Raw genomic sequence first — 15,352 nt, 5'->3', positions numbered from 1 at the left:
CCCTGGCGAAAAAACCGGCCAGTTCCGGTTAGGTAAGGATCAGTTAGTGATGGACAGTGCAGGCAATAGCCGTATTTCCAACGGTGATTACGCGGTGGCAATGCTGAATGAAGCCGAGCAGCCCGCTCACCAAAACCAGCGTTTTACCCTGGCATATTAAGGGAGCGCCCGCGGAGGAGAAACTGCTGATAAGTTTAGGCTCAGCCGGCGCCCGCTGAATTGCGGTGCCGGCTTTGGCTTACGGCCATATCAACCACCTGTTTTTTTCTTTTCTGTGCTGGTTTTGTTGCCCGTTTCTTCTTTCAGCTCTTCCAGTAAATCATCGACCGGCTGGGTAATGGGTTTGACTTGCTGCCTGGCTTTTTCTGCGGCTTGTTTTTTTGCCCATTCCTGTGCTTCTTTTTGCACTGTGGCTTTGTCTTTCACCGGCTGTTGTTGTGCGGCTTTGACATTGGCAGCGGCGCGGGCTTTAGCCTCATCCAGTTGCTTTTTCAGCGCTTTGGCCTGCTCCAATTCCGCAGAGGTTTTGCCGGTAAACTGTTTAATTACATCTTCATCTGTCGGCACTGCTTCCTGCACCATCTGGTTAAAACGTTGTTTGGGGGCGGCTAACAATTCTTCCTGGCCGGCTTCGACTTTTTGTTTAATCTCTTCAATCGGGTCCGGCACCTGATCTTTCAGTTGCTGCTCCAGCACATTTTCCACTGAGCCTCCGGACAAGGCGGCTTCGGCCAAGGCGGCCTGGTCGCCTTCCAGGCCCAAATGGCTGATGGCACCACCTATGGCTTTTTGTTTCAGCTTGTCCGGACTGGTGTAGTCGATCAGTTCCTTAGGCCAACTGGGCACCACAGTCCCGGCTGCACTGTTCACCGCTTCGGCAAAAATCTCCGTTTTTCCGCCAGACACCAGCAACACCGCCATTTGGTTATGCTCGGAATTCCAGACAAAACCGGCTTTTTCGGCCAGATGTGGCAGGGGGGAATGTTCGGAGGTGACAAAAAACAAAGGCCCTTGCACCTGCAGTGCTGTGGCTGTGTACAACAAGGTGGTTGCAGTACGGTAATTGTCTTCGCCCATCAAAGCCACCATACGGTCTTTAATGATGGGGTTTTCGAACAGTTTGACATCCAGCGGGTTAAACCCCACCAAAGGCCGCAGCAATTCACCCATCAGCTGGGCCTGACTGCTGACCAATAAAGCCGGTGCAAAACAGCCGGTTAACAGTAACGCAGCACAAAATACTTTCAGTTGTCGCAGCCATTTCATAAAGCAGTGACCTCAGCGTTGGAATTGCTGCGCAGGCTATCAGATGTGTCTGATACTGGGTAGTGGGGCAGCCCAGAATTTGTTTACTCTTTGACCGGGCTCAACACTGAGCCCCTTGTGTGATTACAGGCTTTGCGCGTATTGGTACAGTGCCTTCAGAATGCCCATTTTTTTCTGGTCGTCGCCCACTTCATGCGCCAGGTTTTCCAGCTGCAGGCCAAATTCTTCAAAGGTCAGGTTGGGTTTATCCAGACCCTGTTGCAATTTATCGGCACGGTAACGTTGCCAGCGCTGTTGTTCCTGATAGGTCAGGGTGCTTGGGTAGTTGCGGGCACGGAACAAAAACAGCAGCTGGTTTAAACGGTCTTCGCTAAACAGCACCGGCGTCGCGGCTAACTGCTCGGCACTCATCTGGTGCAGTTGCAGCATTAACTTGCGGTCGCTGTCGCTGACAAAACCATTGTACAGCTGATAGTCCGGGTTGGTGTCTTCTTTGTAGTCATTGGGCAGTTGGTACAGCTCAACCACCTTATTTTGTATAACGCTTTGGTGCTGACGTAAAAAATCCAAATGGCGGCGACAGGCAGCGCGGTCAATGCCTAATTCATCGGCCCGTTGTTCGGACAGCGTTTTGGCCGGAGCCAGTACAGGGCATTTATTCAGATGGATCAGCTTCAAGCCAAGCCGCTGCTGATCCGGTGCCAAATCTTCAGTTTTGGTAAAGAGCAGCTGCTGCACTGAGGCCAGGTCCAGTTCCAGCAGCGGGCTTGGGTTGGCCTGCAGGTTCCAGGCAATCACGGCGTTTTTATTGGTCGGGTGCCAGGCGAGCGGCACTATCCAGGTGGCGCAGCCTTGCAGTGCAGGCAGGCGTCCTGAGACATGGACCAGTGGCATCAGGTTCACAGTGTCCAGCAGGGCCGCCAGCTCTGCTTTTTTACGCAGTGAAAACAAATAGGCAAACAGCCTGGGTTGATGTTGTTGAATCAGCCTGGCTATTTCAATGGTGGCATACACGTCAGAGAGCGCATCGTGCGCCCGCTGATGGCCAAGGCCATTGGCTTGGGTCAGCGCTTCCAGCTTGAAACTCGGGCTGCCGTCTTCACGCTCCGGCCAGACAATACCGTCCGGGCGCAGTGCATAACAGGCCCTTACGATGTCAATGAGGTCCCAGCGGCTGTTGCCGTTTTGCCATTCGCGGGCGTAAGGGTCGATAAAGTTGCGGTAAAAACTGTAGCGGGTGACTTCATCATCAAAGCGCAGGCTGTTGTAGCCCAGCACGCAGCTGCCAGCCTCGCTGAACCGCGCGGCAATGCGGCGGCAAAATTCCAGCTCAGTCAGCCCGCGCTGATTACAGAGTTGTGGCGTCAGGCCAGTGATCAATGCCGCCTGCGGGTGGGGCAGGTAATCCGGTGCCAGCTGGCAATACCACATATCCGGTTCGCCAATAGGGTTCAGCTCCAGATCGGTACGAATGCCGCCAAACTGAGCCGGGCGGTCTTTTTTCGGGTCTGCACCCCAGGTTTCATAGTCGTAAAAATAAAGGGAAGCGGGCTGGTTCACTCTGCGTAGCTTATGGTTATCGGCCTCTGTAGTGCTGCTCAGTCTAACAGTATCGGCTTTAAGCGTCATTCGCGCTTTCACTGGTACAGGAAGAAAATTCACTTGTACCAGCCTGCGCCTTGCGGTACAAGGTGCGCCTGAATGGAGACACACACAATGAATAAAATTCCCTTTGTTGCAAAGCCGGGCAGCGCAGTGACTGTCGAGTTGCCTGATTGGGTGACTGAATTGGTTGACTGGGATCAACAGTACAGCACAGACGATGAAAAGATGGCGCTGGCCATTGAGCTGTCCAGACAAAACGTGTTGCGTGGCACAGGTGGGCCCTTTGGTACCGCTATTTTTGACCGAGCGTCAGGCCGGTTGCTCGGTGTGGGCGTAAACCGGGTGGTGCCCCTGACCAACAGCACCCTGCATGGCGAAACCGTTGCTATTATGCTGGCCGAAAAAGCGCTGGGCACCTTTAGCCTGGCGCTGGATACAGGGCGCGAGCTGTTTACCTCCTGTGAGCCGTGCGCCATGTGCATGGGGGCCGTGCTGTGGAGTGGAGTGAACAGGCTGGTCTGTGCCGGGGCTGCTGAAGACGCGCGCGCCATTGGTTTTGATGAAGGTCCGGTGTTCGAGCAGTCGTATGATTACCTGCGAAATGCCGGTATTGAGGTGGTACGTCAGTTCAAACGCGCCGATGCCAAAGCCGTACTGGACCATTACAAAAGCTCTGGCGGGCGTATATACAACGGAAAGGAGGCTTGATGCTCTATGTGGTGATGCTTGGAGGTAAACACCCCAAGGCCAATATTGAAGTGCATGATGTGGTCTTTGTCGAAGGCGACAGTCTTGAAAGCTGTTACCCCCAATTGCGGGAGCTCTGGTTTGGCAGCCTGCCTGGTATGCATATCGACAGCTGGCTGCAAGTGGACGGGGTTGAGGGTTACCAGGTGCGTTTTAGTGACACGCCACCAGAGGACGGTGCATTGAAGCTGTTTTTACTCAATTTTGGCGGTTATCTGCCGGGTAATTTCGGCGAAGAACATCAGTTTGTGTTGCAGCTGGCGCATGACAAAGCAGAGGCCAAAGCGCTGGGTAAACAGCGTTATCCGCAGCTGTGGGATAAACCCCACACCGACGCTGTGATTGATATTGACGATTGTCTGGCCATTGAACAGGTGGGTGCTAAGTACCTGCATCTGGTGCCTGGCGCCCACGCCGAGCTGGTGCAACAGTCGGATTACCTGGTGCTGGGTTAGCCTGACGTTCCGCTGATTAAAGCTGTACTTGTGCCAACGCAGGTTGTTGCGATTTCAGCACACTGACATAACGTTCGAAGCGGGCCTGGTCCTTAGAAGGCAATTCCTGTTGTCGCAGCACTTTGGCGGCCTGTTTGGCATAAGGCAGGGTTTCACTGGTTAAACCTGCCGCTTTACTCATCGACTGCAGCACATTCAACGCCACCATAGGATTGGTGGGCATAAAATCCAGGGTTTCACAAAACAGCATTACGGCACGACCATACAACCCCTGCTGATAAGCGTCGGTGGCTTCGCTGTTGATTTGTTTCAGTTGCTGCTTCAGCTGGTCGTGTTTTTGTTGCTCAAAAGTGAGCAGAATACGTTGGGTTTCTGTCAGATAATCCTGACCTTGCAGCAGGGCATCCAGGCGGGCGATACAAAGTTCGCAGGCATAAAGATCGCCAAGCTGGTAATAGGCTTTGAGCGCATCCAGGCAGGTGTCCACCGACAACTGCTGAATATCAGCCATGCTGATGTGTTGCAGTTGCTGGCGGGCATCTTTCAGCTGTGCTTTGGCGCTGAGCATCCGGCTGCGCAAAATCCCTATTGCCTGTTGCAACTGTTCAGGGTTGAAGCGTTTATGCAGCTCATCCAGTGATTTACTGGCGTTTTGCAGCTGAACTGTTTTTTCCAGCAGGTTTAAATCCTGTGCCTGATCCACCAAAGCCCGAGCGTAGTTCAGATAGTTGTCTGGGGTATCGTCTTTCGAATAGCGGGCAAACTGCACTATTTTGCCGCGAATGCGGGCTGCTGCCGGGAAATCCTGCAATAACGCACTGATCAGGCTCAGGTTCTGCTGCCGGCTAATGTTTTTTGGCGATAACAGCGAGGCCTGCAGCAGGCTGTCATAAGCCAGCTGATAGCGGCCATGACGCAGATACAGGCGGGATAACCAGTCCAGTGCTTCAACTTTGGTGTCGCTGAACTGAGTCAGATCGGCCAGCTCCAGCTCTGTATCTTCCCAGCGCTGCAAATAAAAACAACAGAGGGCATACCCCAGCCGGGCCCAGTTGTAGTTTTTTTGTTTTTGAACGGCCTGGTAAAAGCGTTCGGCGTCACTGTAGCGTTTTTGTTTCAGCAGTAATTCGCCTTTTAGCCGCAGCAGCATTAGGCTGTGTTCGGTTTTTTGTCTCAGCAACAGGTCACATTCATCGATCGCCGCCTGGTAATCCTGTTCAAACAAGGCAAAAAACACTTTGCGCAACGCCCTTTTTTGCAGCATGGCGCGGCTGATACGCTCGATTAAGGCCGGTTGGCTAAAAGGTTTCAGCAGGTAATCGTCGGGCTGCAGCTCAATCAGGCCGTGCACAATCTGGCGCTGGTTTTCTGCGCTGATCACAATAAAGCAGCACAGCGGCGCTAACAGCTGGCTGTCTTTGAGGTATTCGAACAGCTGATAGCCGTCTTTACATGGACCCAGGTTAAAGTCGCACAAAATCAGGTCGAACGGCAGCTCATGACAGGCCGTAATGGCCTCGTCCGCGTCTTTCGCCATAAAAATGGCGTCAAAACCCATCAGTTGTAACATTCCTTTGACGGTTGCCCGCACAGGGGCGCAGTCATCAATGACCAACACTTTTTTACTACGGAAAAATGCCTGGTCCATGGGGGTAACCCGAATCGTTGCGATAAATAAACAAAAATAAGCGACAGAACCACATCCTACAAAGCAAGCTGCCTTGTGTAAAGTCTGTTTATTCTGTGTTAAATAAATTTAACCAGAAGATTTTATCTATTGTGTTTAAAACCAGTCATTTAGTTCGCCAACGCCGCGCTTTCAAAGCCAGAACATTTTTCACATTTTTCTGTTTTCAGGCCAGTTATCAGCTGGATCAAGGTAGTTATTTGTGTAAAGTAACAGACGAAAGCTGCTTTTGTGGTGAAGCGGTTGAAATAGCTAGTCAAGGGTTGTGTTGTGCATTTTTGGATTTGTGTAGTTCTGGGGTTGAGTTCCTTGGGACTGGTTGCTGCGCCAGCCAGTTTTGAAAGCGCAAAAAAAGTCGCTGGCCGGATGTATTCGTCAGAAAAGCAAGAGTTTTATTGTGGTTGTACTATCCGCTGGCAAGGTGGGAAGGGCATTCCTGATCTGAACAGCTGTGGTTACAAAGTGCGGAAAAACGGCCCACGCGCCAGCCGTATTGAGTGGGAGCATGTGATGCCCGCTCAGCAGTTTGGCTCACCATTGCCGTGCTGGCAACAGGGCGGGCGCAAAGCCTGTGCGGCCAACGACGAATTGTTTCAGCGGATGGAAGCGGATTTATTTAACCTCAAACCGGCCATTGGGGAAGTGAATGGTGACAGGGCGCACTACAGGTTTGGTTTGTTGCCATCATCACTCTCAGCGTACGGCCAGTGTCCGGTAAAAATTGATTTTCAGGCCAGACTCGTAGAGCCCAGGCCGGAAATTCGCGGCGACATTGCCCGTATTTATTTTTATATGGCCGATAAATACGGCATCAGGCTGGCCAGGGCGCAGCAGCAGCTGTTTATGGCCTGGCACCAGCAAGACCCGGTGGATAGTGCTGAGCAGCAGATGCAGCAGCGGCTGGCCCAGCACATGGGGCATGCCAATGAATTTGTCACCGGCAAAAAACACTGGAATCTGAACTATCAGCCCAGCCGTTTTGGCCTGACAGCTGCGGTTCAGTCTGACAGCGCCGCCAAGCCCGCGCAGCTCAGTGCTTCTGCGGTGAAAGGAAATAAAAACAGTAAGTTATACCACTTCAGCCATTGCAGTGGTTTTCGTCAGATTGCAGAGCGCAACCAGGTGCTGTTTGATTCCGAGCAGCAGGCTCAGCAGGCCGGTTTTAGCCTGGCCGGCAACTGCAAAGCCGCTGACCCTCATCTGGCGGATGACTGAAAGCTGGCAGCCAGCTTCGGCGACGCTTGCAGTGAATTTGCCGTGACAGCCTTGTTGTTGACTCCGCTCTGAGGTACAACAAGGGTATGTCTGAATTAAATCAACGAGATAACCTATGAAACGCCTGCTGATTGCCTCTGCTTTGTTCCCTGTGGCCGCTTTGGCTGCACAGCCCCCCATTGCCATTGTGATCCATGGCGGTGCCGGTACCATCGAAAAAGCACAGATGTCTGCCGCCCAGGAGCAAGCCTACCATGCCACCTTAAAACATGCGGTAGAACAAGGTTATGCCGTGCTGGAAAAAGGCGGCAACAGCCTGGATGCGGTCACTCAGGCGGTGCTGGTGCTGGAAGACTCACCGCTGTTTAATGCTGGCAAAGGCGCTGTGTACACTTTTGATGAAAGCCACGAATTGGATGCATCCATTATGCGCGGCGACACCCTGGAAGCCGGGGCTATTGCTGGTGTCACCACAGTGAAAAACCCGGTGCTGCTGGCGCGTGCTGTGATGGAAAAATCCGATCATGTGATGCTGTCAGGCAAAGGTGCAGAGCAATTTGCCGCCGAGCAGAAACTGGAACTGGTCCCCAACAGTTATTTTGACACCGAGTTTCGTCTGGAAGCGCTGAAAAAAGCCAAAGCCAGTATGCAGAAACTGCCTCAACAGGCGCTGAATTTCCGTTTACAGGCGCCCTGGAAGCCGGAGTGGAATATGGGCACTGTGGGCGCCGTGGCGATCGACAAAAACGGCAACCTGGCGGCCGCTACCTCCACAGGCGGCATGACGGCCAAACGCTATGGCCGTATTGGTGATGCCCCTGTGATTGGTGCTGGTAATTATGCTGACAACCAAAGCTGTGCTGTGTCAGCAACTGGTCATGGCGAGTTTTTTATTCGTTACCGTGTGGCCTCAGATATTTGTGCCCGGGTGAAATATCAGGGCATCAGTGCGCAAAAAGCCGCCGATCAGGTGATCCAGCAGGAGCTGGCCAAAGTCGGAGGGACAGGCGGCGTGATCCTGATCGACCGCAAAGGCAATGTCAGCTGGAGTTTTAATACTGAAGGGATGTACAGGGCCCGCAAAGTGCAGGGCTTTGACGCTGTTACCGAAATTTTTAAGGAGAGTTCATTTTAACCGGCTACGCTTAAGATGTTGCCAGTCAACATCTTGAGGGAATTATGGACTTACTGAAAGTAGCTGATCATATGAACCGCCATCCTGTGACTTTTAGCCGGGAAATGTCGGTCGAAGAAGCGGTCAATAAACTGATTATTGCCGAACAACTGGGCGGCCCCGTGGTGGATGCTCAGAAAAAAGTCATAGGTTTTGTCTCAGAGCAGGATTGTCTGGCCCGTATGTTGTCAGACACCTACCACCTGGCCCAAAGCGCCACTGTCGGGGATGTGATGCGTCAGCAGGTGCTGACCGTGAAGTCGTATGACGGTATAGTGGATCTGGCGCAAACCATGTTATTGGCCAAACCAAAAATTTACCCTGTGGTGGATGATAACGGTGTGTTATTGGGGGTGATCAGTCGCTCCGACGTGCTACGCGCCATCGATCTGGAACTGCATGCCCATTACAAAGCGGTCAGTTAAGCGTAAAGGGCGATAAAACTGGCGCAGTCTGCCGACGCTGCGCCTTGTTCTGACTGGATTTTCCCCCTGTGAACTTGATAGCATGGCGGCCTATTTAAAGAGGACCATGCTGTTGACTGTTTCTATCTCCGCTCTGACTCAGACCCTTGCCAATTGTTTGCTGAAAGATCAGTTTAAATTCCGTCAGGCGCTGAAGCGCATCAGTTCTGACCAGACCCCGGAACAACAGCAAAAACAGTTGAGCCAACTGGCAGAGCGCATGGAAAAATCGGTGCAAAGCCGGGCCAGCCGTCAGGCCGCGATGCCGCGTATTCAGTACCCGGCCGAACTGCCTGTGGTGGGCAAAAAAGACGAGATCAAAGCCGCCATTGCCAAACACCAGGTGGTCATTATTGCCGGTGAAACAGGCTCAGGCAAAACCACCCAAATTCCTAAAATTTGCCTTGAGCTTGGCCGGGGTGTCGCGGGCTTGATTGGCCATACCCAGCCGCGCAGGCTGGCGGCCCGTTCAGTGTCAGCCCGTCTGGCCGAAGAGTTGTCGGTAGAGCTGGGCCAGCAGGTGGGCTTTAAAATCCGTTTTGGTGACCATACTGCGGCCACTACGCTGGTCAAACTGATGACAGACGGTGTGTTGCTGGCGGAAATTCAGCAAGACCGTTTTTTAAACCAATACGACACGCTGATTATTGACGAAGCGCACGAGCGCAGTCTGAATATTGACTTCCTGTTGGGGTATTTGCGGCAGTTACTGCCAAAACGGCCGGATCTGAAAGTCATTATTACCTCGGCCACCATAGATCCGCAGCGTTTTTCCAGACATTTTTATGATGCGCCCATTATTGAGGTGTCGGGGCGGACTTACCCGGTTGAAGTGCGGTACAGGCCTGTCGCTGAAAATGACGACAAAGACGCCGATCAGCTGCAGTCGATTTTTGATGCGGTGCAGGAGCTGTATCAGGAGCCACCGGGCGACATTCTGATTTTCTTAAACGGCGAACGGGAGATCCGCGACACGGCCGATGCGCTGGAAAAACTCAAACTGCCACACACTGAAGTCTTGCCTTTGTATGCGCGGCTCAGTGCGGCCGAACAGAACCGTATTTTTCAAAGTCACGCCGGGCGGCGTATTGTGCTGTCTACCAACGTGGCCGAAACCTCGTTGACCGTGCCGGGCATTCGGTATGTGATTGACCCGGGCACAGCCCGCCTGTCGCGCTACAGTTACCGCTCCAAAGTGCAACAGCTGCCAATTGAAGCCATCAGTCAGGCCAGTGCCAATCAGCGTAAGGGCCGCTGTGGCCGGGTGGCAGCCGGTATCTGTATTCGTTTGTACAGCGAAGAGGATTTTATCAGCCGGCCTGAATTTACCGATCCGGAAATTCTGCGCACCAACCTGGCCTCGGTTATTCTGCAAATGCTGGCTTTGGGTCTGGGAGATATTCAGGCCTTTCCTTTTATCGAAAAACCCGACAGCCGTTTTATCAACGACGGTGTGAAGCTGCTGGAAGAACTGGGCGCGCTGAAAACCGGCGCAGGCGTGAAAACGCTGCAGCTGACCGAACTGGGTAAACAGCTGTCAAGGCTGCCAGTGGACCCCCGTCTGGCGCGGATGGTGCTGACGGCAGCAAAAACCGGCTGTTTGCAGGAAGTTCTGGTGATAGTGTCGGCACTGTCTATTCAGGACCCACGCGAGCGGCCTTTGGATAAACAACAAAAAGCCGATGAACTTCATGGCCGGTTCAGCGACAACGATTCGGATTTTAACGCCTGGCTGAACCTCTGGGCCTATTTGCAGGCGCAGCAGGAACAGCTGTCGAACAACCAGTTCCGCCGTCTGTGCAAACAAGAGCTGCTGAACTACCTGCGGGTGCGGGAATGGCAGGATCTGTATGGCCAGTTGAGCCAAATCTGCACCGAACAGCAATGGACCTTTAACCAGGAGCCAGCCAGTTACCAACAAACCCACAGTGCACTGTTAAGTGGTTTATTGGGCCAGGTGGGCAGCCGGGACAGTGAAGCCGATTATCTGGGCCCACGCCAAAGCCGGTTTTATGTGTTTCCAGGCTCAGGGTTATTTAAACGCAAACCCAAATGGGTGATGGCGGCTGAACTGGTGGAAACCTCCAGGCTGTACGCCCGCTCTGTCGCCAAAATTGAGCCTGAGTGGATAGAACCACTGGCGTTGCACCTGGTCAACCGCAATTACAGCGAACCGCATTGGGAGAAGAAAAAAGGCGCTGTGGTGGCTTTTGAACAGGTGTCTTTGTATGGCCTGATTATTGTTGGCCGCCGTCCTGTGCTGTACAGCAAAATTGATCCGGTGGTCTGCCATCAGATTTTTGTGCGTGAGGCGCTGGTCAATCAGGAGCTGGGCCTGAATGAAGGTTTTTTACAGCACAATCAGCGGCTGATTGATGAAGTAACCGAACTGGAAGAGAAATCACGCCGCCGCGACATTCTGGTGGATGAAGACAGCCTGGCGGCCTTTTATGCCGAAAAGGTGCCAGTCTGGGCCAATAACCGCATCGACTTCGCTAAATGGTGGAAAGAGGCCAAAGCCAAAACCCCGAAACTGCTGCATTTTGACCCGGAGCAGTTGCGCCGCCATGCTGCCGCCGATGTCACCGCAGACAAGTTTCCGGAGTTCTGGCGTCAGGGCAATCTGACCTTGCCACTGGATTATCACTTTTCACCCGGGGCACCGGACGATGGTGTCAGTGTGCTGGTGCCGCTTTCATTGTTAAATCAGTTGGAGGACCAGGGCTTTGACTGGCTGATCCCCGGGCTTCGGCATGACTTGCTGGTCGCATTGATTAAATGTTTGCCCAAGCAGTACAGGCGCAACTTTGTGCCAGCGCCCAATTACGCCGACGCTCTGCTGCAAAGTATTCAGCCCGATGATGGAAGGCTGCTTGAGGTGATCACGCAGCGCTTAAAACGGATGTCCGGTGTGACTATACCAGAGGACGCCTGGCAACTGAGCGAACTGGACACGCACCTGAAAATGAACTTTAAGGTGGTGGACGACAAAGGGCAGACCATTAAGCAAAGCCGGTCCCTGTTGCTGCTCAAACAGGAGTTGCAGGGCAAGGTGCAGCAGAACCTGAGTCAGGTGGCGGAGCAGGGCATAGAACAACAGGAGCTCACGCAGTGGAGCTTTGGCCAGCTGCCCAGAGAATATGTGAAACTGCAGGCGGGTTACGAAATTAAGGCCTATCCGGCGCTGGTGGACGATAAAACCTCAGTGTCGATCAAACTGCTGGATAACCCGGAGCAGGCCAGGCATCAATCCCGCTTCGGTCTGCGTCGCTTGTTGTTGCTTAATGTGCCGTCACCAATCAAATACCTGCAGGAATCCTTACCAAACAAGGCCAAACTTGGTCTTTACTTCAACCCCTTTGGCAAAGTGCTGGAGCTGATTGATGACTGTATTGCGGCTGCTGTTGATCAGTTGGTGAACGAACACCCATGGCCGGAGGATGAAGCACAGTTTCTGTCATTAAAAGAAAAAGTGCGGGCTGAATTGGGAGACGCTGTCGTTAAAATTGCGCTGAAAGTGGAACAGATCCTGACGCTGTCGCACGATATTCAGAAAAAACTTAAAGGCAAAGTCGAATTAAAGCATGTGCAGGGGCAGGGCGAAATTAAGCAGCAACTGGATGCCTTGGTATTTAAGGGCTTTGTCAGCCAGCATGGCGCAGCGCGGCTGGACAGCGTGCTGCGTTATTTGCAGGCACTGCAAAAACGCCAGGAAAAACTGCCGATAGACCCGCACAGAGACCGGCTGATGGCGCAGGAATACGCCAAAGCTGAAGATGCCTACCTGAACCTGTTGGGCAAATACGCCGGACGGCTGGTGCCGGAACCCGTGTTGGAGTTGCGATGGATGCTGGAGGAACTAAAAGTATCTTTGTTTGCTCAAACTCTGGGTACGCCTTATCCGGTTTCGGTAAAACGTATTCTGTTGGCCGTCAATGAACTGAAGTAACGGCTTGGCAAAAACGGAAACAGCTTTTACACTGGGATCTCAGGGACTTGGCGTGGCGGGGAAGGCTATGAATGAAATCAGACGTAAACAAGTGATGGTGGTGGATGACGAAGACTTTATGCTGCGTTATCTGGACAGTAACTTGTCACCTTATTACCAGCTGTATTACGCCAAAAGTGGCACTGAGGCCCTGCAACTGGTGCTGGAGACCAAACCTGATTTAGTGCTGATGGACATTTGTATGCCTGGCCTGGATGGCCTGGATACCTGCCGCTTACTAAAAAACGCCCCTGAAACCTGCCATATCCCAGTGCTGATGATGTCCGGTATGGACAGAATGCAGGACGAAGTGCACGCGCTGGATGCAGGTGCCGATGCGTTTGTCAGTAAACCGCTGCATGTACAGCAGGTTCATTCCCTGATTGATGATTTATTGTGCAGTTACGTGCATAAATAAGGCTTTACAGTCATCCGACACTTGTCTATAACAGGGCAGGTTGGCAGAGCGAACCTTTGTAAATCTCCTCAAACCCAACTCGCTCTCAGGTGGAGTTTATGCTCGGACAAAATGATAAGCGCAATTACTTCCGAATGATGGTGAATTCCCAGGTGCAAATCATGATCACCGATCCGGAGACGGGCCGGGTGATTGATGGGATTTGCCGCGATTTAAGTTCAACCGGGATGTCGCTGGAAGTCGACGAGCCGTTGGAAATGGGCATTTTATTGTTTATTAAAATGGAAACCCACAATCCCAGTATTCCGCCTTTGTCGGCACATGCCAAAGTGGTGCGTTGTGCTCAGGAGCATGAAGACTGTTATCAGCTCGGTGTGCAAATTGTCGAGATGAATTAATCCGATAAAAAAGGCGCAGCTAGCTGCGCCCTTAGGCCACTGTTTCATATCACTGAGTGAACGTCACGCTAAAGCTGACGGGGACCAGCGGGCTGATTGTTTTCAGACCGGCCAGTTCACGCAGTTTTTCAATGCCCGCTTCGAGTTTAAATTTGGTCAAATCCAACACTACTGGTGCTGTGGTGTAGACCAGCAATTGTTTGTCAGACAATTTCACGACCTGCAAGGGCGCCGTGATGGTCTGGCTCTGAGCCAGCAGGGTCAGGTCGAGTGGCTGTTGTACAGCCAGGGTCTGACCCGCTTTCAGCCCAGCCACTTTGCTCATATCTACTTTGGCCGTGGCGTTGATGGCGGCAAAGTCTTTACTCAGCAGGGTGTATTGCAAAATACGTTCGTTACGCAGCGGGATATGGGTTTCAATGCCACTGACAGGAATGGACAGATCCAGCACACCGGCGTCTGACAATGTGCCTTGCAGTTGTTTAAACTGATGCGTTTCAGAGATAAGTTCATTTTTGACAGAAACAAAAGACAGGCTGGACTGCTGGCTGTCCACCGACCAGTCCGCCAGTGCAGAACAACTTAAAACCGACGCCAGCACTACGACAATCTTCTTCATACAAATCTCCTTATGGGTCAGCAACAGGCTGACAACATTAATAAATTTTACAAACCAGACCTTTCAGATAATGGCCTTCAGGGTAGAAACTGGCAATAGGGTGATCGCTGGCCTGACTGAGCTTCTCGATAAACAGACAGTCGCGTTGTGCATCCAGCGCCGCGTCGGCGACAATTTTCTGGAACAGCATTTCGTCCATCAGACCTGAACAGCTGAACGTCAGCAACAAGCCACCGGGTTTAACAATTTGCATCGCCACCCGGTTAATGTCTTTATAACCGCGGGCGGCACTCATCAGCTGGGCTTTGCTGTCGGCAAACTTGGGCGGGTCCAGGATCACCATATCAAACTGCTTGCCTTGCTCTTTGTACTGACGCAACAGTTTGAATACGTCCTGTCGGACATTGGTCAGCTGGTTCAGGTTCAGTGTATTGAGTTCAATATTTCGTTCTGCGGTTTTCAGGGCCAGCTCAGACATATCGACATTGGTGACATGGCTGGCTCCGGCTTTCAGACAAGCTGAGGCAAAAGTCCCGGTGTAACTGAAGCAGTTCAGTACGTCTTTGCCTTTGGCGTAACGGGCAGCGGCGGCACGCGAATCCCGTTGGTCCAGATAAAAACCGGTTTTATGACCATTAACCACATCAACAATAATCTGCTGACCATGTTCCAGCATCACCACTTCACCGCTGTCACGCGGCAAATGCAACCAGCCGGTGACCGGCTCCAGGCCTTCTTTTTTACGGACATCCACATCGGAACGCTCATAAATGCTGTAGCCAGGGAAGAGCTCTGTCAGCGCGGCAACCAGCTCGGTGCGGAATTTCTCGGCACCGGCCGACAGCAACTGACAGACCAGAACAGTGTGGTATAAATCAATGGTGACACCCGGCAGACCGTCGGATTCGGCAGCGACTACCCGGACACCATTGGTCTGGTTTACATCGAATAAATCGGTGCGCACAGCCCAGGCACGCGCCAGACGGCGCTTGAAAAAATCTGCGTTTATCTGTTCCTGCTGGTCGAAGGTCCAGATGCGCACCCGGATTTGTGAATCCGGTGAATAGGCGCCACGGCCCAGCCACTGGCCGTCGGCCGACAGCACATCCACTGTATCACCGGTTTTGGGGTTACCCTGAACCGCTTTTACCGCTTTGGAAAACACCCAGGGGTGGCGACGTTTCAGCGATTTTTCGCGGTCAGCTTGTAAAATGATGCTGTGGCTCATAAGTCAGGTCCGGTAAAGTAAAGCTCTATCAAAAGGCGGCCATTTTAGTGAAGCATTGGGCAAAGCTAAAGTAAAACCATAAAAAACG

At 52.5% G+C, this 15,352-nt stretch carries 13 protein-coding genes; 8 read left to right on the top strand and 5 right to left on the bottom strand.

The features are described from left to right. Positions 1–249 precede the first annotated feature (249 nt). Entirely contained in the window at positions 250–1,266 is a 1,017-nt protein-coding gene (locus WKJ03_RS10150; RefSeq protein ID WP_337842082.1) for a hypothetical protein, read from the bottom strand. A 123-nt stretch (positions 1,267–1,389) separates the two neighbouring features. Beyond that, positions 1,390–2,895 (bottom strand): exodeoxyribonuclease I, encoded by a 1,506-nt coding sequence (sbcB, locus tag WKJ03_RS10145; RefSeq protein WP_337842081.1) that lies wholly within the window; start codon positions 2,893–2,895, stop codon positions 1,390–1,392. Positions 2,896–2,982: 87 nt separating this feature from the next. Here sbcB and WKJ03_RS10140 point away from each other — a divergent pair, with 87 nt between their 5' ends. Both WKJ03_RS10140 and WKJ03_RS10135 read left to right on the top strand, forming a co-directional pair. After that, the gene (locus WKJ03_RS10140) at positions 2,983–3,579 is read left to right on the top strand and encodes a nucleoside deaminase (protein ID WP_337842080.1); all 597 of its coding nucleotides are present in this window, start codon (positions 2,983–2,985) and stop codon (positions 3,577–3,579) included. Then, positions 3,579–4,073, top strand: a complete 495-nt coding sequence (locus tag WKJ03_RS10135) for a DUF1543 domain-containing protein (protein ID WP_337842079.1) — start codon at positions 3,579–3,581, stop codon at positions 4,071–4,073. The genes WKJ03_RS10140 and WKJ03_RS10135 overlap by 1 nt, the downstream gene beginning before the upstream one ends. 16 nt (positions 4,074–4,089) lie before the next feature. Here WKJ03_RS10135 and WKJ03_RS10130 read toward each other — a convergent pair whose 3' ends face one another. After that, positions 4,090–5,721, bottom strand: coding sequence for a response regulator (locus WKJ03_RS10130; RefSeq protein ID WP_337842078.1), 1,632 nt, complete (start codon positions 5,719–5,721; stop codon positions 4,090–4,092). Between the two features lie 309 nt (positions 5,722–6,030). Between WKJ03_RS10130 and WKJ03_RS10125 the strand changes: the two genes are divergently transcribed. The 6 genes from WKJ03_RS10125 (at position 6,031) to WKJ03_RS10100 (ending at position 13,417) form a co-directional block, all read left to right on the top strand. Beyond that, positions 6,031–6,975 carry an endonuclease gene (locus tag WKJ03_RS10125; protein WP_337842077.1) on the top strand — a complete coding sequence of 315 codons (945 nt, stop codon included), beginning with the start codon at positions 6,031–6,033 and terminating at the stop codon, positions 6,973–6,975. Positions 6,976–7,090: 115 nt separating this feature from the next. After that, positions 7,091–8,110, top strand: coding sequence for an isoaspartyl peptidase/L-asparaginase (locus WKJ03_RS10120; RefSeq protein ID WP_337842076.1), 1,020 nt, complete (start codon positions 7,091–7,093; stop codon positions 8,108–8,110). A 44-nt stretch (positions 8,111–8,154) separates the two neighbouring features. Next, complete coding sequence (locus WKJ03_RS10115) at positions 8,155–8,574, top strand: CBS domain-containing protein (RefSeq protein ID WP_337842075.1); 420 nt, start codon at positions 8,155–8,157, stop codon at positions 8,572–8,574. A gap of 106 nt (positions 8,575–8,680) precedes the next feature. Continuing rightward, positions 8,681–12,562 carry an ATP-dependent RNA helicase HrpA gene (gene hrpA, locus WKJ03_RS10110; RefSeq protein WP_337842074.1) on the top strand — a complete coding sequence of 1,294 codons (3,882 nt, stop codon included), beginning with the start codon at positions 8,681–8,683 and terminating at the stop codon, positions 12,560–12,562. Between the two features lie 67 nt (positions 12,563–12,629). Next, complete coding sequence (locus tag WKJ03_RS10105) at positions 12,630–13,019, top strand: response regulator (RefSeq protein WP_337842073.1); 390 nt, start codon at positions 12,630–12,632, stop codon at positions 13,017–13,019. A 98-nt stretch (positions 13,020–13,117) separates the two neighbouring features. After that, positions 13,118–13,417, top strand: coding sequence for a PilZ domain-containing protein (locus WKJ03_RS10100; protein ID WP_337842072.1), 300 nt, complete (start codon positions 13,118–13,120; stop codon positions 13,415–13,417). A gap of 49 nt (positions 13,418–13,466) precedes the next feature. Here WKJ03_RS10100 and WKJ03_RS10095 read toward each other — a convergent pair whose 3' ends face one another. Further along, positions 13,467–14,036, bottom strand: coding sequence for a YceI family protein (locus WKJ03_RS10095; protein ID WP_337842071.1), 570 nt, complete (start codon positions 14,034–14,036; stop codon positions 13,467–13,469). Between the two features lie 37 nt (positions 14,037–14,073). Then, a complete protein-coding gene (locus WKJ03_RS10090) occupies positions 14,074–15,264 on the bottom strand; it encodes a class I SAM-dependent methyltransferase (RefSeq protein ID WP_337842070.1) in 1,191 nt (396 codons plus the stop codon). Positions 15,265–15,352: the final 88 nt, after the last annotated feature.

Source organism: Rheinheimera sp. (assembly GCF_037442525.1).
GTDB lineage: Bacteria > Pseudomonadota > Gammaproteobacteria > Enterobacterales > Alteromonadaceae > Pararheinheimera.
This window is presented reverse-complemented; position numbering and strand designations above follow the sequence as displayed.